The organism is Streptococcus sp. 23.2 (assembly GCF_016648665.1).
GTDB lineage: Bacteria > Bacillota > Bacilli > Lactobacillales > Streptococcaceae > Streptococcus > Streptococcus salivarius_E.
Genome location: NZ_JACLQJ010000002.1, coordinates 76,160 through 95,460 on the forward strand (window position 1 = coordinate 76,160; position 19,301 = coordinate 95,460).

At 39.8% G+C, this 19,301-nt stretch carries 16 protein-coding genes, 3 tRNA genes, 1 other RNA gene and 1 pseudogene; 3 read left to right on the top strand and 18 right to left on the bottom strand.

What is annotated here, in order from left to right; genetic code table 11:
* Positions 1–5: 5 nt before the first annotated feature.
* From feoB to argF, 6 genes are all read right to left on the bottom strand, one after another.
* On the bottom strand, positions 6–2,144 hold the full coding sequence (feoB, locus tag H7T98_RS01705) for a ferrous iron transport protein B (RefSeq protein WP_201061081.1): 2,139 nt from the start codon (positions 2,142–2,144) through the stop codon (positions 6–8).
* Entirely contained in the window at positions 2,141–2,617 is a 477-nt protein-coding gene (locus H7T98_RS01710; protein ID WP_064523218.1) for a ferrous iron transport protein A, read from the bottom strand. The genes feoB and H7T98_RS01710 overlap by 4 nt, the downstream gene beginning before the upstream one ends.
* A gap of 171 nt (positions 2,618–2,788) precedes the next feature.
* A complete protein-coding gene (locus H7T98_RS01715; protein WP_037602114.1) occupies positions 2,789–3,523 on the bottom strand; it encodes an amino acid ABC transporter ATP-binding protein in 735 nt (244 codons plus the stop codon).
* The gene (locus tag H7T98_RS01720) at positions 3,523–4,203 is read right to left on the bottom strand and encodes an amino acid ABC transporter permease (protein ID WP_002890385.1); all 681 of its coding nucleotides are present in this window, start codon (positions 4,201–4,203) and stop codon (positions 3,523–3,525) included. The genes H7T98_RS01715 and H7T98_RS01720 overlap by 1 nt, the downstream gene beginning before the upstream one ends.
* 314 nt (positions 4,204–4,517) lie before the next feature.
* Positions 4,518–4,748 carry a DUF1797 family protein gene (locus H7T98_RS01725; protein ID WP_002885970.1) on the bottom strand — a complete coding sequence of 77 codons (231 nt, stop codon included), beginning with the start codon at positions 4,746–4,748 and terminating at the stop codon, positions 4,518–4,520.
* 68 nt (positions 4,749–4,816) lie between these two features.
* On the bottom strand, positions 4,817–5,797 hold the full coding sequence (gene argF, locus H7T98_RS01730; protein ID WP_175057470.1) for an ornithine carbamoyltransferase: 981 nt from the start codon (positions 5,795–5,797) through the stop codon (positions 4,817–4,819).
* Positions 5,798–6,039: 242 nt separating this feature from the next.
* Between argF and H7T98_RS01735 the strand changes: the two genes are divergently transcribed.
* From H7T98_RS01735 to H7T98_RS01745, 3 genes are all read left to right on the top strand, one after another.
* A complete protein-coding gene (locus tag H7T98_RS01735) occupies positions 6,040–8,310 on the top strand; it encodes an ATP-dependent Clp protease ATP-binding subunit (RefSeq protein ID WP_049546170.1) in 2,271 nt (756 codons plus the stop codon).
* A gap of 142 nt (positions 8,311–8,452) precedes the next feature.
* The gene (locus tag H7T98_RS01740; RefSeq protein WP_002890379.1) at positions 8,453–8,911 is read left to right on the top strand and encodes an NUDIX hydrolase; all 459 of its coding nucleotides are present in this window, start codon (positions 8,453–8,455) and stop codon (positions 8,909–8,911) included.
* A gap of 9 nt (positions 8,912–8,920) precedes the next feature.
* Positions 8,921–9,223 (top strand): DUF1827 family protein, encoded by a 303-nt coding sequence (locus H7T98_RS01745; protein ID WP_002885967.1) that lies wholly within the window; start codon positions 8,921–8,923, stop codon positions 9,221–9,223.
* A gap of 45 nt (positions 9,224–9,268) precedes the next feature.
* Here the strand turns inward: H7T98_RS01745 and H7T98_RS01750 are convergent, their stop codons facing one another.
* The 12 genes and pseudogenes from H7T98_RS01750 to H7T98_RS01805 form a co-directional block, all read right to left on the bottom strand.
* The gene (locus H7T98_RS01750; RefSeq protein WP_073686443.1) at positions 9,269–10,231 is read right to left on the bottom strand and encodes a Gfo/Idh/MocA family protein; all 963 of its coding nucleotides are present in this window, start codon (positions 10,229–10,231) and stop codon (positions 9,269–9,271) included.
* A gap of 79 nt (positions 10,232–10,310) precedes the next feature.
* Positions 10,311–10,994, bottom strand: a complete 684-nt coding sequence (locus tag H7T98_RS01755) for a TVP38/TMEM64 family protein (protein ID WP_049546168.1) — start codon at positions 10,992–10,994, stop codon at positions 10,311–10,313.
* Positions 10,995–11,076: 82 nt separating this feature from the next.
* Entirely contained in the window at positions 11,077–11,697 is a 621-nt protein-coding gene (locus H7T98_RS01760) for a DUF3862 domain-containing protein (RefSeq protein ID WP_049546167.1), read from the bottom strand.
* 45 nt (positions 11,698–11,742) lie between these two features.
* Positions 11,743–12,092: a transfer-messenger RNA gene (gene ssrA, locus H7T98_RS01765) on the bottom strand.
* A 252-nt stretch (positions 12,093–12,344) separates the two neighbouring features.
* Positions 12,345–12,416: transfer RNA gene (locus H7T98_RS01770), tRNA-Arg, on the bottom strand.
* 68 nt (positions 12,417–12,484) lie between these two features.
* Positions 12,485–13,687: a 30S ribosomal protein S1 gene (rpsA, locus tag H7T98_RS01775; RefSeq protein ID WP_003094841.1), complete on the bottom strand. Its 1,203-nt coding sequence runs from the start codon at positions 13,685–13,687 to the stop codon at positions 12,485–12,487.
* Between the two features lie 120 nt (positions 13,688–13,807).
* Positions 13,808–13,879 (bottom strand) — tRNA-Gln (locus tag H7T98_RS01780).
* A 68-nt stretch (positions 13,880–13,947) separates the two neighbouring features.
* Positions 13,948–14,028, bottom strand: a tRNA-Tyr gene (locus H7T98_RS01785).
* A 60-nt stretch (positions 14,029–14,088) separates the two neighbouring features.
* Positions 14,089–14,319 (bottom strand): DUF2969 domain-containing protein, encoded by a 231-nt coding sequence (locus H7T98_RS01790; RefSeq protein ID WP_002890369.1) that lies wholly within the window; start codon positions 14,317–14,319, stop codon positions 14,089–14,091.
* A 118-nt stretch (positions 14,320–14,437) separates the two neighbouring features.
* Positions 14,438–15,469 (bottom strand): annotated as a pseudogene (locus H7T98_RS01795) (branched-chain amino acid aminotransferase); the annotation flags it as partial.
* A 156-nt stretch (positions 15,470–15,625) separates the two neighbouring features.
* Positions 15,626–18,082, bottom strand: a complete 2,457-nt coding sequence (parC, locus tag H7T98_RS01800) for a DNA topoisomerase IV subunit A (RefSeq protein ID WP_201061083.1) — start codon at positions 18,080–18,082, stop codon at positions 15,626–15,628.
* A 618-nt stretch (positions 18,083–18,700) separates the two neighbouring features.
* Positions 18,701–19,249: a hypothetical protein gene (locus H7T98_RS01805; protein WP_064521284.1), complete on the bottom strand. Its 549-nt coding sequence runs from the start codon at positions 19,247–19,249 to the stop codon at positions 18,701–18,703.
* Positions 19,250–19,301: the final 52 nt, after the last annotated feature.

The window sequence follows — 19,301 nt, forward strand, 5'->3', positions numbered from 1 at the left end:
TAAACCTAAATATGGGCTTCTTGAAGATTATCCAAACTAATGATTTGATCCTTAATCTGACGTGGTTTACGAACCACAAAATAAATCATGGTCACTAACAGCAAGAAAGCAACAAAAGTCCAAATTGTCATTGACTTGCCGTATAGGATAACTTGGCCAAACTGATAAAGAATTAAACTCACACAATAAGCTAGGCCTGTTTGAAAACCGATAGCACCAACCGTCCATTTAAGATTGGCCATTTCACGCTTAATAGCTCCAATAGCTGCAAAACATGGGGCACAAAGTAAATTAAAGACTAAGAAGGAATAAGCTGCTAGGGAAGAATAATCTCCTCGTAAAGCCTCAGCTAAACCAGCTTCACTGCTATTATGATAGAGAATACCAAAGGTGGCAACAACAGTCTCCTTGGCAGCTAAGCCTGTAAGAGCCGCAACTGTTGCCTTCCAATTTCCAAATCCAAGCGGATCAAAAATCCAAGACAAACTCCTACCGAGAGTCGCCAAAATGCTGGCTTCCGTATCTACCGTATGTAGCGTAAAGTTGTAGTTAGACATAAACCAGATAAGAACCGTTAAACTGAAAATGATGGTTCCCGCACGTTTGACAAAACTCATAGCCTTACCAAAGGCATAGCGCAAAACTGACATGGCTTTAGGCCAATGGTAAGCAGGCAATTCCATTATAAACGGACTGGTTAGGCCACCCAAAAAACTCGTCTTTTTGAGGGCAATACCTGATAAGATAATGGTAGCCATCCCAATAAAATAAGTACTTGGTGCTACTAATGAGTTACTAGGGAAGAAAGCTCCAGCAATCAAGGCAATTATTTCCAACTTGGCCGAACAAGGCATGAAGGTTGCCGTCATAATGGTAATGCGACGGTCCCTTTCATTTTCAATAGTTCGACTAGACATAACCGCTGGAACCCCGCAACCTGTCGAAATCAGCATGGGAATAAAGGATTTTCCAGAAAGCCCAAAACGTCGGAAAATACGGTCCATAACAAAGGCAATACGACTCATATATCCAATGTCCTCAAGCACACCCAAACAGATAAAGAGCACAAAAATTTGAGGAAGGAATCCTAGTACTGTCCCAATCCCAGCGACGATACCATCAATAATCAAAGACTTAAGCCAGTCCTGAACTTGAAGAAAGTCAAGACCAGAAGTTACCAAATCTGGAACATACTTACCAAAAAGCACATCGTTAGCCCAGTCTGTCCACATGGTTCCAACAGTTTGGATAGATAAGAAATAAACCAAATACATAACTGCTGCGAAAATTGGTAAAGCCAAAATACGGTTGGTAACAATCCTATCAATCTTATCTGACAAGGTCAGGGCAAAATCTTCCGTATGACTTTGAGCCATCTGACAAACACGTTCAATAAAGGCATAACGCTCATTAATGACAATTGACTCCGCATCTTCTGTGAAAATTTCCTCAGTGATACGAATGATATCTTTGATTTCTTTTCGTTGGAATGGGGACAAGTCTAGCTCAGCCTCAACTAAAGCATCATGTTCAAAGAGTTTAATGGCATAAAAACGCGCAGACCTTTGTGGCACCGAATTTCCCAAGACTTCCAAAATTTGTGAGATGGCAGCTTCTAACTTATCGTCATAAATTGGAAAGGCAATGTCACCGACTGTAGAAGTCGTCGTATGAGCTGCCTTCTTCACTGCCTGATCGACACCAGTTTGTTTGAGAGCACTAGTAGCTACTACTGGGACGCCTAGATGATAAGATAATTTATCAATATTTATCTGTTTTCCCTGAGCCTCCAAAACATCACTCATGTTAAGTGCTAAAGTGACTGGAATACCTGTCTCAATCAACTGCGTTGTCAGATAAAGGTTACGCTCCAAATTAGTCGCATCAACCACATTTAGAATACTTTCGGCCCTTTGGCTCAACAAATAGTCACGAGCTACCTTTTCTTCAGGGCTATAGGGTGACATTGAGTAAATCCCTGGTAAATCCTGGATTTCTAAATCCTTATTCTTTTTGACCAGACCACTTTTTCGTTCTACAGTAACACCCGGCCAGTTACCAACACGCTGATTGGTCCCTGTTATCAGGTTGAATAAACTGGTTTTACCACTATTAGGATTACCTATTAATGCAATTTCTGTCATTTTTCCTCTCCCTCGTCCAGCATGACCACACTAATCATTTGCGCTTCCGACTTGCGTAGGGTTAATTCATACCCTCTCAAGCTAATTTCTAGAGGATCTCCCAAAGGAGCTACCTTACGCAATAAGACCCGAGTACGCTTTGTAATTCCCATATCCATAAGACGCCGTTTGGTCTCATTTGCTGAAAAAATATCAGTAACGATAGCCGAACGTCCAACTGGTAATTCAGAAAGAGGTATCTTTTCCTGATCTTCCTCCGCAGGTGCCAAATCAATCTTATCTAGAATCGAAGCATCAAAGGCTAAGCGACTCCCCTTTACGATAATAATAGCACTGTTCTTGGTCTTAGTTACCACCTCAATCATTTCACCGGCAGCCAGCCCTAGGTTAGATAAGTGCAAAAGACTATCCTTAGGGAGGTTAATGCCAAGAATCCGGTAAGGCGTTTTTAAGGCCGCATCATATATGAGCATATTTCTTGACCTACTTTATTATTTTTGATATGGCATCATTATAGCATATTTATCCATTTTTTCCGCAATATTATCCTAAACAAGAATGATTCTAGAAAAGCAGAACACAAAAAGAAAAGGCCAGAAAAGTTCCAGCCTTCACAAACAATGTATACATACTTAATGAATATCTTACAAAACCTTACTCAAGAAATCCTTAGTACGATCTTCCTTAGTATTGTCGAAAATCTCTTGTGGTGTACCTTCTTCGACAATAACACCGCCATCCATAAAGATAACACGATCAGCCACCTCATAAGCAAAGCCCATTTCGTGGGTAACAATTGCCATTGTCATCCCTGATTTAGCAAGGTCCTGCATAACTGCAAGAACTTCACCAACCATTTCTGGATCAAGGGCTGATGTTGGTTCGTCAAACAAGAGAACGTCTGGATCCATAGCCAAACCACGTGCGATTGCAATACGTTGTTGCTGACCACCAGATAGACTTGTTGGGTAGGCATCTGCCTTATCTTTCAAGCCAACCTTTTCTAAAAGTTCCATAGCTTTCGCGTCTGCATCAGCTTTTGAAACACCCTTGGTTTTAATCGGTGACAAGGTGATATTTTCCTTAACTGTCATGTTAGGGAAGAGGTTAAACTGTTGGAAAACCATTCCCATTTTTTCACGCATTTTGAAAATATCGTTATTCTTATCTGTAATATCCACACCTTCAAAAGAAATAACGCCTTTTGTAGGTTTCTCAAGCAAGTTCATTGAGCGTAGGAAGGTTGATTTTCCTGATCCTGAAGGACCAATGATAACCACTACTTCACCCTTTTTAATATCTAGATCAATCCCTTTGAGAACTTCATTCTTACCAAAATACTTGTGAAGATTTTTAATCTCAATAATTGTTTCTGCCATTATTTACGTCCCTCCCCAAGTCGTTGTTCCATTTGTTTCAAGAGTGCCGTCATAGCTGTTGTTACAATCAAATAATAGAAGGCTGCGAACAAGAGCGGCGTCAAAGTCAAGTAGGTCGTTGTTGCAACAGTTTGTGCACCATTCCACAATTCCATAACCCCGATAGTTTGTAAGAGCGAACTATCCTTGATAATAGTGACAAACTCGTTACCTAAGGCAGGCAAGATATTTTTAATAGCTTGAGGCAAGACCACATAACGCATGGTATTCCATGGACGGATACCAAGTGAGTAGGCTGCTTCAATCTGACCTTTAGGAATAGACTCGATACCTGCACGTACGCTCTCAGAAATATAAGCACCACTGTTCAAAGAAAGGACGATAATACCCGGAACGATACGTGACAAATCAAGGTTTAAAATCCCAAACTGCACAGTTGGAAGGTTCATGTGGATGAGGTTAAAAGCAATCATAATCTGCACAACCATAGGAGTCCCACGGAAAACCCAAACATAAAGGCTTACTAGCCATTCCAAAGGTTTGATTCCAGAACGCTTGGCCAAGGATACCAAAACCCCGAGGATGGTTCCGAAGAAGACCACGCAGACCGAAATCATAATTGTTACTAAGACACCATAGTTAAAGTAAGACCAAAACTGCGGTAGAAATGAAAAATTCATCTAGATACTCCTTACTAATATTCTTCAATATTATATCAGAAGACTGTATAAAAATAAAGTATTTTCTTATAAATGCGATATTTCAGTATAAAAACTAAGTTATAGACATCGCTATCAAATCTCTCAAGCAAGACACCTCAAGTCCTCCTAAGATGACATCTTCCCAAAAGGTTTGTCAATGATTTCAAATACTGCCTATTTTGGTAACCCATACAAGCATTACCCGATGCTTTCATCCTGATAAAAATGCCTGAAACTATCGAGTTTCAGGCATTTTGAATTTTTGGAACCTTGTAAAGTCCCCAAATGATTTATTAGTAAAGCAAATCGTAGATTTCCATTGCAATCAAGTCGATGCTATCAAATGAATAAGATTCACGTGCTTCAACGTCACGCAATGTGAAAACTGGACCATTTTCAGGATCGTTGCTAAATGATACTTCGGCAACAACCACTCCTTCACGTTCAAAATTACGTTTCAAATTACCACCATCAGCCGCCATCATTTCAAGACGGTTAATGATTCTCACCAAATGTGATTCCATGTTATTTCTCCTATTAATTGTGTATTTCTTACTTATTTTATCACACTTATGGGAAAAATGGGGGAATTTTAAATATTTTTCAAGGAATTGTACATAATGGCCTTGATAGAATGCATACGATTCTCAGCTTCTTGGAAGATGATATCACTGTATTTTTGGAAGACTTGATCTGTGATTTCTAACTCTGCCAAACCATATTTGTCATAGATTTCTTTCCCAATTTGGGTATCGAGATCATGAAAGGCTGGGAGACAATGCATAACGATAACATCTGGATTTTCTGTCTTGGCTAGTAGGTCTGCATTAATTTGATAAGGCAAGAGTAAATCAATACGAGATTTAAAATCTACCTCTTCACCCATAGATACCCAGACATCCGTATAAAGCATATCCACTCCCTCGACCTCTGAAATATCATCTGTAATGGTTAAGTCGGCACCATTATTATGTTTCTGAGCTAAGGCTACAATCTCATCTTCGGGTTGCAGCACCTCTGGGGCAATAATCTTGACATTAACGCCTAAAATAGCCGAAGTGACCAAAAGTGAGTTGGCCATATTATTTCTACCATCTCCAATATAGGCGATGGTCAAGTCTTCCAAACTACCGAAGTGTTCCTTCAAAGTCATGAAATCCGCAATCATTTGAGTTGGATGCCAGGTATCCGTCAAACCATTCCAGACCGGAACTCCTGAGTACTTGGCCAAATCTTCAACATCTTCTTGTTTAAAACCACGGTACTCGATTCCATCAAACATAGATCCCAGAACCTTGGCTGTATCAACTACAGATTCCTTCTTACCTAACTGAATGTCTCCAGCACCAAGGTAGGTCACATTCATACCTAGGTCCTGACCGGCCACTGTAAAAGCTGAGCGAGTTCTGGTAGATGTTTTTTCAAAAATCAAGGCAATATTTAAACCATCTAAATATTTATGCGGAATTTTTTCCTTTTTTAACTGTTTAAATTTTATAGATAAATCAATTAACTCCTCGAGTTCTTGCTTGGTAAAGTCGATTTCTTTCAAAAAGGATTTAGCTTGTGTCATAGGTATCTCTCTTTCGTTCTGAATAATATAAAAACATTATATAATATTTATACATTATAAACAAGTGATTTTGAATTAAAATTCAACATTAGCACTCCTGCCAAGAGAGTGCCAATTCTAGATGCTTTTTACTTGCAATCTATCTCCCGCATGCTATAATGGAGTCATAGATTTGACCTTTTTTGACCAAGAATATTTTCAAAAAAGGTCTTTCCCAATTCAGATAGAAAAGAGGTACTGATATGCTCTGTCAAAACTGTAACCTTAATGAAGCTAGTATTCATTTGTATACCAATGTAAATGGTAATCAGCAACAAGTTGACCTCTGTCAAAATTGTTATAAAATCATGAAATCTGACCCAGAGAACCCCCTCAATCAATTCAATCAAACAGGAGGTTCAAACTTCTTCGATGATTTCTTCAGCGACCTAAATAACTTCCGTTCTTCTAACGGCGATCTTCCCAATACACCTCCAACACAAGAAGGTGGTAACCGAGGAAACGGTGGCAATACACAAGGGCCAGGCCGTCCAGGAGGACCACGCCAACAAGCTCCTCAACAGCCACAAGGTCTTCTTGAAGAGTTCGGCATTAACATCACTGACATCGCTCGTCGTGGAGACATTGATCCTGTTATTGGTCGTGACGAGGAAATCATTCGTGTCATCGAAATTCTTAACCGCCGTACCAAGAACAACCCCGTCCTCATCGGTGAACCCGGTGTCGGTAAGACTGCTGTTGTTGAAGGCCTAGCTCAAAAAATCGTTGACGGTAGCGTGCCACAAAAACTCCAAGGCAAACAAGTCATCCGTCTTGATGTGGTCAGCCTGGTTCAAGGGACTGGTATTCGTGGCCAATTTGAAGAACGCATGCAAAAACTCATGGAAGAAATTCGTCAACGTCAGGATGTTATCCTATTTATTGATGAAATCCATGAAATCGTAGGAGCTGGTAATGCTGGTGATGGCAATATGGATGCTGGAAACATCCTAAAACCTGCTCTTGCTCGTGGAGAACTTCAACTGGTCGGAGCAACAACACTCAACGAATACCGCATCATCGAAAAAGATGCCGCCCTAGAGCGTCGTATGCAACCAGTTAAGGTTGACGAACCAACTGTTGAGGAAACCATCACTATTTTACGTGGGATTCAGCCTAAATATCAAGACTACCACCACGTCAAATATACGGACGAAGCGATTACTGCAGCTGCAGAATTGTCCAACCGCTACATTCAAGACCGTTTCTTACCAGACAAGGCCATCGACCTTCTTGATGAAGCTGGTTCAAAGATGAACTTGACCCTCAACTTTGTTGATCCTAAAGATATCGACAAACGTTTGATTGAGGCTGAAAACCTCAAGGCTCAAGCTACTCGTGACGAGGACTTTGAAAAGGCTGCCTATTTCCGTGACCAAATTGCCAAATACAAGGAAATGCAAAAGCAAACCATCAAAGACCAGGATATGCCTGTCATCACCGAAAAACATATCGAAGCTATTGTGGAACAAAAGACCAATATTCCTGTCGGTGATTTGAAAGAAAAAGAACAATCACAACTTCTTAGTCTTGCCGATGATCTTAAATCACATGTTATCGGACAAGATGCTGCAGTTGATAAGATTGCCAAAGCTATCCGCCGTAATCGTGTTGGATTAGGTGCTCCAAACCGCCCAATTGGTAGCTTCCTCTTCGTAGGTCCTACAGGAGTCGGTAAAACTGAGCTCTCTAAACAATTAGCCATTGAACTCTTTGGTTCAGCTGACAGTATGATTCGTTTCGATATGTCAGAATACATGGAAAAACACGCTGTCGCTAAATTGGTTGGTGCCCCTCCAGGATATGTTGGTTACGACGAAGCTGGTCAGTTAACTGAAAAAGTCCGCCGTAATCCTTATTCACTTATTCTTTTAGATGAGGTCGAAAAAGCTCACCCAGACGTTCTTCACATGTTCCTCCAAGTACTTGACGACGGTCGTTTGACTGATGGTCAAGGGCGCACTGTAAGCTTCAAGGATACCATCATCATCATGACATCAAATGCTGGTACTGGTAAAGTTGAAGCTAGCGTTGGCTTTGGAGCTACTCGTGAAAATCGTACCAATTCTGTTCTTAACCAACTTGGAGATTTCTTCAGTCCTGAATTCATGAACCGCTTTGACGGTATTATCGAATTCTCTGCCCTCAGCAAAGAAAATCTCCTTACTATCGTGGACCTCATGCTTGATAATGTCAACCAACGCTTGGCTAACAACGGTATCCACCTCAGTGTAACTGAGAAAGTTAAGGAAAAATTGGTTGACCTTGGTTACGATCCTAAGATGGGTGCTCGACCACTACGTCGTACCATCCAAGATCACATTGAAGATGCTATTACCGACTTCTACCTTGAAAATCCAAACGAAAAAGATCTCAAGGCAGTCATGACTTCAAAAGGCCACATTACCATTAAGTCTGCTAAAAAAGCCGATAAAGCTACTCAAAAAGCTGAGGCAGCAAAAGAATCTGATTAAACAAATAAACCAAGTCGTAATGACTTGGTTTATTTATCTTTTCATTTCCTATTTTCAAATTTATCCCTAATTCTGCCTAAATCAATAGGAAAATGAGCAAAATTTTAGTATAATATAGGCAAATAAACGTAAGGAGCAACTCATGAATCCAACATTTGGTGACAAGGTTGAGGGAGCTCATTATCAAACACGTTACGGTGTTTATGCTGTGATTCCTAACCAAGAAAAGACAAAGATTATTTTAGTCCAGGCTCCTAACGGAGCTTGGTTTCTCCCAGGTGGAGAAATCGAAGCAGGCGAGGATCACTATAGCGCATTAGAACGCGAGTTAATTGAAGAACTTGGGTTTACAGCCACTTTAGGACAATACTATGGCCAAGCTGATGAATACTTCTATTCAAGCCACCGTGACACTTACTATTACAATCCAGCCTATATTTATGAAGTTGTAGATTTTTCAAAAATTGGCAAACCTCTCGAAGATTTCAATAACCTGGCCTGGTTTCCAATTGATGAAGCCATTGCTAAACTTAAACGTGGCAGCCATAAATGGGGAATCGAACAATGGAAAGCAAACAACATAACAACTGGCAAATCTTAGGAGGAAACTATGAAACTCATTAATACGACCCGTACACACCAAGAACTCGTTCAAAACCAACTAGACAACACGGATGCCTTTCTCGTAGAGACCTACTCTGCTGGGAATACTGATGTTGTCTTTACACAAGCACCTAAGCATTATGAACTCTTGATTTCAAATAAACATCGTGCTGTTAAAGACAACGAATTAGAAGTTATCCGTGAATTCTTCCTCAAACGAAAAATCGACAAAGATATCGTTTTGATGGACAAACTTAGAACAGTACACACTGACAAATTGATTGAGATTTCATTCCCAACAACTGTATAAGACAGAACAAGCAATGGCTAACACCACTGCTTGTTTTTTAGTATGTTACAAAGCTTTCGAAGCTTGATCCAGAACTTCCATAACCTGACGACTATGTTCCAACTGCTTGGCAACACTGTCAAAATCCTTGGTAGCCACCATCTTTTCAAAAGCCACAAATTCATCATGCATACGATGTTGAGGACTATTGAGATTGGCGACTCTCTCTTTCTGACCATTGAGAGTGACTCCAATTTCAGGAAGAGTGTTGGTTGCACCAAAAATAGTAATAGCTCCCTTATCCCCTTGAATAGTTGAACGAATCTCCGCACTACAGTCTTTAGCTCCAATGGCAACAGCCTTAAAGTTACCATAGTCCAAAACTAGAATTCCTGACGTATCCACTCCTCGCTCCACATTAGGTAGATATTCCACACGATTAGGCTTACCAAAAAGGCCAACAAAAAGGTGAATATTATAGATATTAAGATCTCTAAGTGCTCCCCCACCCATTTCAGAGTTGAAGACAGGAGCAATTTCCCCATGTTTGAAGGCATCGTAACGTGATGAATATTGGGAATAATTGATATTCACAATCTTAATATCCCCAATATCAGACAAGGCTTCCTTAATCGCTGTAAAATTAGCCAGATATTGATTGGTAATAGCCTCCATCAAGAGAAGCTTTTTTTCTTGAGCAAGCTTAGCTAGCTCTTCAAACTCTTCTAAATGAAGGGTGAAGGGTTTCTCACAGATAACATGCTTTCCGGCCAAAAGTGCTTTCTTAGCATAGTCATAGTGGGTATGATTGGGCGTTCCGACATAAATCGTATCAACTTCTGGATTAGACAAAATTAACTCATAATCACTAGTCGCCTGAGATAAGCCATATTGTTTAGCTAGGGCTTCTGCCTTATCGAGCGATCGTGGTGTCGACATTATAGCCTCCAGCTCAACTCCCTCAATAGTCGTTAACACAGGAAGGACCTCTGTCACAATCATTCCTGTCCCTAATAGTGCAAGTTTCATTAACTCACCTCCTTAATTTCTAATCTCTCTTTACAATGAACCAAGACTATGGACAAACGCATGTGTGTTAAATTCTTCTTTAGTTACTTGAATGAAGCTCATTTTTTTCCTTCCTAAAATGGACAAAGTAAATGACGAGTGAGATAAAGAGCAAGATGGCAAGTACTGCCACTAATGGTATTCGAATCGGACGGATATTAAGCAACAAATCTCCACTAACTGCATAAACAATCGAGACTGGCGTCACTCCAATAAGGGTTGCCAAAATCCTCGTCCTTGTGGATAAATTCATCTGCACACAAGCATAATTGACCAGAGCCGATGGTACAAAAGGAATAGAGAAGGCTAAAGAAATCCCAATAAAACGATGCTTAAAGTTTTCAATATAGTTTAGGAGTTTCTCCATACGTTTGGACTTCTCTGGCTTTTCAAGTCTTCTCAGAATTTCAAAACTAGTCAAATTCCCAAAAGTATTACCAATAATATTCATCGGAATCGCAAGCAAAGGGCCATAGAGTAGCCCAACAAAGATGCAAAAAATAGAACTTGAAACTCCAGGAATAGCTGATGACAGAATCATAAGACTAATAAGGATAAGTGCATTTTGGAAATTAGCCTGCTTAAAAACTTCTCTTAAAAAGGCTTGATCATGCTTAGCGTTGATCCATTCCTTGATTAAGGGGATGAAGTTATTTAAAAGAGGCCATAAGAACACCTGTATTAAACCTGCTATCCCTATAAAAAATAGTCTTTTTTTGGTCATTACATCTCCACAATTTTAATCACTCCCTTTATTATAACAAAAAAATGCCTTCATTGATTTAGAAAGGCATTTTTTACTGTGATTACTTGTTAATCAAATTTGCTTGTGACTTGTTTTCCAAGGCACCATTTTTAAAGTTAAGGGTAAGGCTACCTGTTTCACCCTTCTTAGCGACAAGGTTTGATGACCAAAGAGCCTGTGTCATTGTTGCATCTGAAGAGACAGCGATTGAATAAACATCCGGTGTGCCAAGCGTTTTGACAGCATCATCATAGCTAGTTCCATTTTTGAGGTTTTCATACATCTTCAGTGTGATTTTGGGATCACGGACGTAAGAAAAGTTTGAAATTGACTTAACGACAGTACTATTGTTAAAGAGTTTCGCTGTAACCACAACATTGTCAAACTGCCAATTATAAACATCAAGCTTAGCATCTCCTGCTTGCTCTTGACCAGTTGATGAGGGTTCACCAAACCAGCCCTTCAAGCTATCAAGATTTGAGCCTCCTGAGAATTCTTGAGAAGCATTTGCCATGGTGATTTTATCAAAGTTCTGGCGAACATTCCCATGCTTAACAGTTAAAATCTTTGAAGCCTCATTATCCAGAGATCCCTTCGACTCAGTTTTAGACGAAGATTTTCCACAAGCAGCTAGAGTAAAAAGTGAGAGACCTAAAACGGTCAAAGACAAAAGTTTTTTCATAATAAATTCCTATATACACAAATAAAAGGCTGACGCCTCAAGTATTTATGGAGCCGGTGGGAGTCGAACCCACGTCCAAACACCTGCCAACATATTCGTCTACAACCATAGGTTATGTCTTTCATTTAACAGATAGACGACACATAACTCAAGCCTTCTATCTGCGAGCCTATAAATCTCTTTTCAACCAGCTAGGCAATGGTCAAACGTAGCTTATAAATCAATAAAACCTCTAAACAAACATAAGCAATCTGCTAGAAGTCACGCGAGCAGGTGTTTAGGCTGCTACAGCGTAAGAATTAGTATTTTTTGCAGTTATATTTAACTGAGCGTTTACGTCGCCACACGAGTCGCAGAATATGCCTCATAATGCCTGTCGAATCCGTAACGACCCCAATATGAGATACTGAGTATTATATCAAATTCTTTAATAAATTGCAAAAGATTAGCCAAACTGTCTCCCCCAATAAATCCACTATAGAGACGCTAATACAGTAGTCAACTTTGATCTTAGGATAAGCTAGTAGCCATTCATCTGTATGTTTGCCTTTTTCCTTTCAACACTAAAAGATTTTACATAATAATTTCACTAAAACTTAGCAACTAAAAAAACGTTGAGCGAACAAGTCTTTCAACGTTTTTCTTTTTGCACCCTAAGGGAATCGAACCCCTATCTCAAGAACCGGAATCTTACGTGATATCCATTACACTAAGGGTGCTAACAGTATACTATTATAGCATACTCTAAAATAGAAAAAAAGACATGTTTCCATGCCTCTTTTTTATCTTACAATTCGATATCTCCGAAAAGATCCGCCATTGAGAATCCAGATTGAGTTTCTGGAAGTTCGTAGTCACGTTTTTCTTGACGTTTTGGACGACGTGGACGTGATTGACGTTTTTCGTTGTTTTCGCCTTCAGCGTTAGCTGGACGTTCTTCAAGAGCTTTGATAGAAAGTGATACACGTTCTGCATCAGCGTTTACTTCAAGAACTTTAACAGTAACGTCTTGACCTACTGAAAGAACATCTTTTGGATTTTCAACACGTTTGTGTGAAATTTGAGAGATGTGAACAAGTCCATCGATACCTGGCAATACTTCAACGAAAGCACCGAAGTCAGTCAAGCGTTTAACTTTACCTTCGATAACATCACCAGCAGCAAGTTTTTGTTCAACGCCATCCCATGGTCCAGGTGTTGTTGCTTTAAGTGAAAGTGATACACGTCCTGCTTCTTCGTCAATAGCAAGAACTTTAACTTCAACTTCATCACCTACAGATACAACTGATTTAGGTGAAACGTTACGTTCGTGAGACAATTCAGTCACGTGAACAAGTCCGTCAACACCACCAAGGTCGATGAAAGCACCGAAGCTTGTCAAACGAGCAACTTTGCCAGTTACGATTGAACCAACTTCAAGTTTAGAGAAGACTTCTTTACGAGCTTCTGCAGCTTCAGCTTCAACAACTTCACGACGTGAAAGGATGAAACGGTTTTCAGCTGGATCAACTTCTTTAATTTTAGCGTCAAATTCTTGACCTACAAATTGTTCAGTGTTACGAACAAAACGAGTATCGATCATTGAAGCTGGAATAAATCCACGAAGACCTTCAAATTCAACTGAAAGTCCACCTTTAACAGCGCGTGTTCCTTTAACAGTAACAACTTCTTCTTCACGACCAACAAGTTTATCCCAAGCTTTGCGAGCTTCCAAGCGTTTTTTAGATACAAGGTAAGTTACAGTATCAGTATCTTTACCAACAACTTGACGAAGAACAAGCACTTCAAGTGTTTCACCAACTTTAACAAGGTCTGCAACGTTTGCGTCACGGTCGTTTGTCAATTCACGACGTGTCAAAACACCTTCGATACCAGTTCCTTCGATAACAACATTTGCTTGATCATTATCTACTGAGATAACTTCAGCTGTTACAACGTCACCTGTGTTAACTTCGCTAACACTGTTTAGCAATTCTTCAAATTCGTTCATTCTAAAAAGATCCTCCAACAAGAGCCAGCCAATTCTGACCCTTGATAACAATATATTTTTAAAGGTACCCGCAAAGACAATGGTTAACATAGACGGTGCCAATGCACCCGATACCTTTTACTGGGGTAGCTGGATTCGAACCAACGCATGAGGGAGTCAAAGTCCCTTGCCTTACCGCTTGGCTATACCCCAATAGCAAAATGCTATAAAAAAACATCTAAGTACTTGATATCGACTATCCCGATTCAGTTTCTTAGACATGGAGAGAGAGGGATTCGAACCCCCGAACCCGAAGGAGCGGATTTACAGTCCGCCGCGTTTAGCCTCTTCGCTATCTCTCCTTAAGAACAAGAAATAGTATATCACAGTTTCTTGACCAAAGCAAGCCTTTACTTTGGATTTTAATGATTAAGATTGTACGATTCAATAATGGCAGCTACTGCATCATCCATTTTTTTGTGGAAACCTGCAACATTTTCCTTGTCAACAACGGCAAACTTACCATCAATTTCCACAATTTGTCCAATCACTTTCTTGCCAACAAGAAGTTCAAAACCTTCGATGGTTGCCTTGTTGACGACTACTTTAGCATCATTAATTTGGATTTCAATTTTTTTATCTTTTTTACTCATAGATTTATACCCGATACTTGGCTCGAGCCATCCTTTCTTAATGTATCTTCTTAATTCTACCGAAAAAGAAAAAAGCTTGCAAGAGCAAGCCTTAAAATAATCATTTATCTATTAAGAATTAGTCAACTTTGACAATCCATCCTTCTGGTGCTTCAACATCACCAAATTGGATACCTGTCAACTCATCATAAAGTTTACGTGTTACAGGACCTACTTCTGTTTCTGAGTAAAAGACATGGAAGTCATCACCATGTTGTACCCCACCAATTGGTGAGATAACGGCAGCTGTACCGCAGGCACCTGCTTCAACAAATTTATCCAATTCAGAAATCTTAACATCACCTTGGATAGCTTTCATACCGAAGCGATTTTCAGCCAAGTGAAGCAATGAGAACTTGGTGATAGATGGCAAGATAGATGGGCTGAGTGGTGTAATAAATTCGTTATCAGCTGTGATACCAAAGAAGTTTGCAGAACCAACTTCTTCAATCTTAGTGTGAGTTGCTGGATCAAGGTAGATAACATCAGAGAAGTTACGGTCATGTGCAATCTTACCTGGCAACATACTTGCTGCGTAGTTACCACCAACCTTAGCAGCACCTGTACCATGTGGCGCAGCACGGTCATAATCATCTTGAATAAGGAAGTTTGTTGGAGCCAAACCACCCTTGAAGTAGTTACCTACTGGCATTGCAAAAATAGTAAAGATATACTCATCTGCTGGATGCACACCAATAATATCACCAACCCCAATCAAAAGTGGACGGAGATAAAGTGTAGCACCTGTACCATATGGTGGAACGTATTCTTCATTGGCACGCACAACTTGTTTACATGCATCTACAAATTTGTCAACAGAAACTTGTGGCATCAAAAGACGATCAGCAGTACGTTGCAAACGTTTGGCATTTTCATCTGGACGGAACAATTGAATAGAGCCATCTTTAGCACGGTAAGCCTTGAGTCCTTCAAAAGCTTCTTGACCATAGTGAAGGGCTGGAGATGCTTCTGAAATATGCAAAGTTGCATCCTCAGTCAATTGCCCCTCGTCCCATTTGCCGTCTTTGAAATATGAGATATAACGGAATGGAAGTTTACGGTAATTAAATCCTAGATTTTCCCAGTCTAAATCAACTGTCATGTGTATGTCCTCTTTTCTGTTACTATGTGCTTTCTAGTATAGTCCTTTTCATTGAAAATTTCAAGGTTGTGTTGCAAAATTCTGACAATTCTTTTTAAAACAGTTCTTTAGTCTCTTAAAGAAAAAAACTCTGCTCTCTAGTAAGAGAACAAAGCTTTCTTATCATTATTTTTCAATAATTTTAGCAGAAAAGACTTCTTTGTCTGCCAACCCTTCAATAAAACTTCCATTGCTAGTACGATCTGAAAGATTTAGAAGGGACAAATCAACCTCTGCAGTTTCACCTGTCGTGGCTGTCACAAGCAAGGTCTGAGGAGCCTCCTCTACTGGTGTTGCTAGAAGATCTATCTCACCACCAGAATTTTCTGTAAAGACTGGACCAGCCGTAAAGACGCGATGTGGTTTCGTCTTAAGCTCACGAAGAACTTGGAGACCTCGACCAGCTCGCTTAGCCTGTGGGATGTCAGCTGTAGCCACACGTTTGAGACTGGCTCTTTGTGTTAGAAGGTAGAAACTTTGAGTATTTGCCACAAAAACAACCTGAACGCTATCATCATCCTTAAGATTTATTGCCTTAACACCTGCTGCCTTGGCCCCAACTACTGGCACTTCGTCCGCGTTAAAGCGAAGGGCATAACCTCTTTGAGTGATAATCATGATATCATCCAATTGAATTGGCGTAACCGTGACAATAAAATCACTATCATCCTTGAGTTTAGCGTATTTAACCGACTTAGACTTGTAGGTACGCCATGGCGTAAATTCCTTGCGTTCGAAACGTTTAATCTGACCCAGCTTGGTAGCTGCTAGGTAAGTACCAGCTTCAAAATCATCCAGAATTTCGGCGTAAAGCACTTCTTCATCCTTAGATAAATTAGTGATGGTTTGTGATAAATGCTCTCCCAAATCCTTCCAACGAATATCTGGCAACTCATGGATTGGACGATAAATCACATTGGCCTGATTGGTAAAAATCAAGAGATGCTGTGTCGTCTTAGCCTGCTGAACCAGAATCAAATCATCATCATCACGTTTTCCGACTTCATCAATCGTTGAAGCATTGAAAGAACGTGGGCTAGTACGTTTGACATAGCCACCACGAGTGATGCTGACATAGGTTTCTTCCTCAACAATCAAACTTGCGGTATCAATTTCAATGGTCTTGGTTTCCGCTTGTAGCTCTGAACGACGGTCATTACCAAATTTCTTCTTAATGTCACGGAGTTCACGTTTCATGACATTAAACATGGTACGCTCGTCTCCAATGATGGCAGCCAAGGTCGCAATCTGCTCACGTAAATCGGCTTCCTCATTTTGGAGAGTAACGATATCCGTATTGGTCAAACGATAAAGTTGCAAGGTCACGATAGCTTCGGCCTGTTCTTCTGAAAAATCATAGCTGACTTTAAGATTTTCCTTGGCATCTGCCTTATTCTCAGAAGCTCGGATAAGGGCAATAACCTCATCTAAAATAGAGATGACACGGATCAACCCTTCAACAATATGAAGACGTTTTTCAGCTTTTTCCTTATCAAATTTTGAACGGGCAACGATAATATCGCGACGGTGGGCAATGTAGCTAGACAAAATCTTTTGCAAGCCCACTTGACGTGGAGTGAAATTGTCGATAGCTACCATGTTGAAATTGTAATTGACTTGAAGATCCGTATATTTCAAAAGATAGTTAAGAATGGTTTGGCTGTCAGCATCCTTCTTAAGTTCGATAGCAATACGCAACCCTGTACGGTCAGACTCGTCACGAACTTCTGCAATGCCAGGAACCTTGTTATTGACACGAACATCATCGATTTTTTTAACAAGAACTGCCTTATTAACATCGTAAGGAATCTCAGTAACGATGATTTGTTCCTTACCACCTTTGAGTTGTTCAATTTCAGTACGTGAACGCACAACGACGCGGCCCTTACCAGTTTCGTAAGCCTTGCGAATCTCATCTTTACCCTGAATGATAGCCCCTGTTGGGAAATCTGGACCAGGCAAGAATTCCATCAATTTATCCAGTTTAGCAGATGGGTGGTCAATCATGTAGACAACGGCATCGATGACCTCTGACAGATTATGCGGTGGAATATCTGTGGCATAACCAGCAGAAATCCCTGTAGCACCATTAACCAAGAGGTTTGGAAAGGCTGCAGGTAAAACTGTAGGTTCCTTCTCTGTATCATCAAAGTTCCAAGCCCAAGGAACGGTGTTTTTATCAATATCTTGAAGAAGGTAGCCAGCAATCTCTGACAAGCGTGCCTCTGTATAACGCATAGCCGCTGGCGGATCACCATCCATAGAACCGTTGTTACCGTGCATCTCAACTAAGATTTCACGATTCTTCCAGTCCTGGGACATACGGACCATGGCGTCATAAATGGAACTATCGCCATGTGGGTGAAAATTACCCATAATGTTACCCACCGACTTGGCAGATTTACGATAGCCCTTATCATGGGTATTGCCATCCTTATTCATAGAATAAAGAATACGACGTTGAACGGGTTTCAGACCGTCACGAATATCAGGAAGCGCACGCTCCTGAATAATGTATTTGGAGTAGCGTCCAAAACGCTCCCCCATGATGTCCTCAAGGGACATGTTTTGAATATTAGACATAAGATTTCTCTTTATTTTTTAGTTTAAGTAATGATTTGAAATAATATAAAAGACAAATAGTAACTTTCCTACCTCACTGTCACGCCTCACAACGTCTTTCCTTGACTTTGCAACTGTAAAAGAATGGTTCTCACCTTCCTAGTTTCTATTTCTCCAACCACAAATTGAACCACTGTGCTTATCGCAATTAAAATGAAAGATACACAAGATAGTGTCAATGAAGTAGAAAGTTCCCCAAAGAATAAAATAAGGTTTAAAATTGTTAGACCGGTCATTATGGAGCCATTGATCACGAGAACTAGAGCTAATGGCATACGGAATAGCTTATAATGATAGATACTTTTTAAAAGAGATGTGATACTACAAACAACACTTAGGGGAGAAAAAACATAGACATAGTAGAAAGCCAATAACAACCCCGTGTAGGTCCTCTGTGAGAAGGGATTATCTATCAAAGATAGAAGGAAGGTTATCACTACTAGTATAGGCAAGATCAAAAAGCGTGTTTTTAGTGGCCTCTTTTTATAAACGCTTAAATAAGCTATTGCTCCCCCACAAACAGGAAGGACTACTTGAGGATAGTAAAGTAAAAAACTTAATATCTTAGATAACATAGGTTTACCTCATACTGTCTTTTCCTGACTTAGCAATATAGTCTTTATTTTTTTCATTTTCCTTTCCTCCTATTATAGTTTGAACAATACCAATTATCGCTAGGAGAAGAAAAATAAGGTACATAGATGAAGCAGGGAGAAATCCCAAAGACCCTTGTAAAAAGAGCAGGTTGAGGAAAGCCAGTAATGTGGCAAAGAAACTATTAATAACTAGTAAAATTGAATATTTGGTTTGAAAGCGTATTAAATGTAGAAGACTTTTTATAAAAGCTATTAGCGAGAATGGTACATAAAACACTGAAAAGACCAACATATAGTAAAAAACAAATAATAAACCTGAGTATGGACTACCAAAATAAGAATAGAGAGGATTATCCACCACGAAGATTATGAGGGAAACTATAGATAGGAGAAAAAGGATCAAAAAGCGTGTTTTTATAGGACGTATGCCATAAAAAATTAAGTATATAGCAGAAACAATAACCATAAGAATAATAGCCGGAACAGCTACATCTGCATGGTAAGCTAGATAATCGATAACATTAAAATCCATTTTTCTACCTCCTATTGATTTCTAGTCAATGACACAGCAAATCGTTAATAAA

What these genes read in the sequence shown, in the direction of transcription:
- H7T98_RS01710 (WP_064523218.1), bottom strand. Translation starts at nt 2,617, where the DNA reads ATGCTCATATATGATGCGGCCTTAAAAACGCCTTACCGGATTCTTGGC.
- H7T98_RS01725 (WP_002885970.1), bottom strand. Translation starts at nt 4,748, where the DNA reads ATGGAATCACATTTGGTGAGAATCATTAACCGTCTTGAAATGATGGCG.
- feoB (WP_201061081.1), bottom strand. Translation starts at nt 2,144, where the DNA reads ATGACAGAAATTGCATTAATAGGTAATCCTAATAGTGGTAAAACCAGT.
- H7T98_RS01745 (WP_002885967.1), top strand. Translation starts at nt 8,921, where the DNA reads ATGAAACTCATTAATACGACCCGTACACACCAAGAACTCGTTCAAAAC.
- H7T98_RS01735 (WP_049546170.1), top strand. Translation starts at nt 6,040, where the DNA reads ATGCTCTGTCAAAACTGTAACCTTAATGAAGCTAGTATTCATTTGTAT.
- parC (WP_201061083.1), bottom strand. Translation starts at nt 18,082, where the DNA reads ATGTCTAATATTCAAAACATGTCCCTTGAGGACATCATGGGGGAGCGT.
- argF (WP_175057470.1), bottom strand. Translation starts at nt 5,797, where the DNA reads ATGACACAAGCTAAATCCTTTTTGAAAGAAATCGACTTTACCAAGCAA.
- H7T98_RS01750 (WP_073686443.1), bottom strand. Translation starts at nt 10,231, where the DNA reads ATGAAACTTGCACTATTAGGGACAGGAATGATTGTGACAGAGGTCCTT.
- H7T98_RS01760 (WP_049546167.1), bottom strand. Translation starts at nt 11,697, where the DNA reads ATGAAAAAACTTTTGTCTTTGACCGTTTTAGGTCTCTCACTTTTTACT.
- H7T98_RS01720 (WP_002890385.1), bottom strand. Translation starts at nt 4,203, where the DNA reads ATGAATTTTTCATTTCTACCGCAGTTTTGGTCTTACTTTAACTATGGT.
- H7T98_RS01755 (WP_049546168.1), bottom strand. Translation starts at nt 10,994, where the DNA reads ATGACCAAAAAAAGACTATTTTTTATAGGGATAGCAGGTTTAATACAG.
- rpsA (WP_003094841.1), bottom strand. Translation starts at nt 13,687, where the DNA reads ATGAACGAATTTGAAGAATTGCTAAACAGTGTTAGCGAAGTTAACACA.
- H7T98_RS01740 (WP_002890379.1), top strand. Translation starts at nt 8,453, where the DNA reads ATGAATCCAACATTTGGTGACAAGGTTGAGGGAGCTCATTATCAAACA.
- H7T98_RS01805 (WP_064521284.1), bottom strand. Translation starts at nt 19,249, where the DNA reads ATGGATTTTAATGTTATCGATTATCTAGCTTACCATGCAGATGTAGCT.
- H7T98_RS01790 (WP_002890369.1), bottom strand. Translation starts at nt 14,319, where the DNA reads ATGAGTAAAAAAGATAAAAAAATTGAAATCCAAATTAATGATGCTAAA.
- H7T98_RS01715 (WP_037602114.1), bottom strand. Translation starts at nt 3,523, where the DNA reads ATGGCAGAAACAATTATTGAGATTAAAAATCTTCACAAGTATTTTGGT.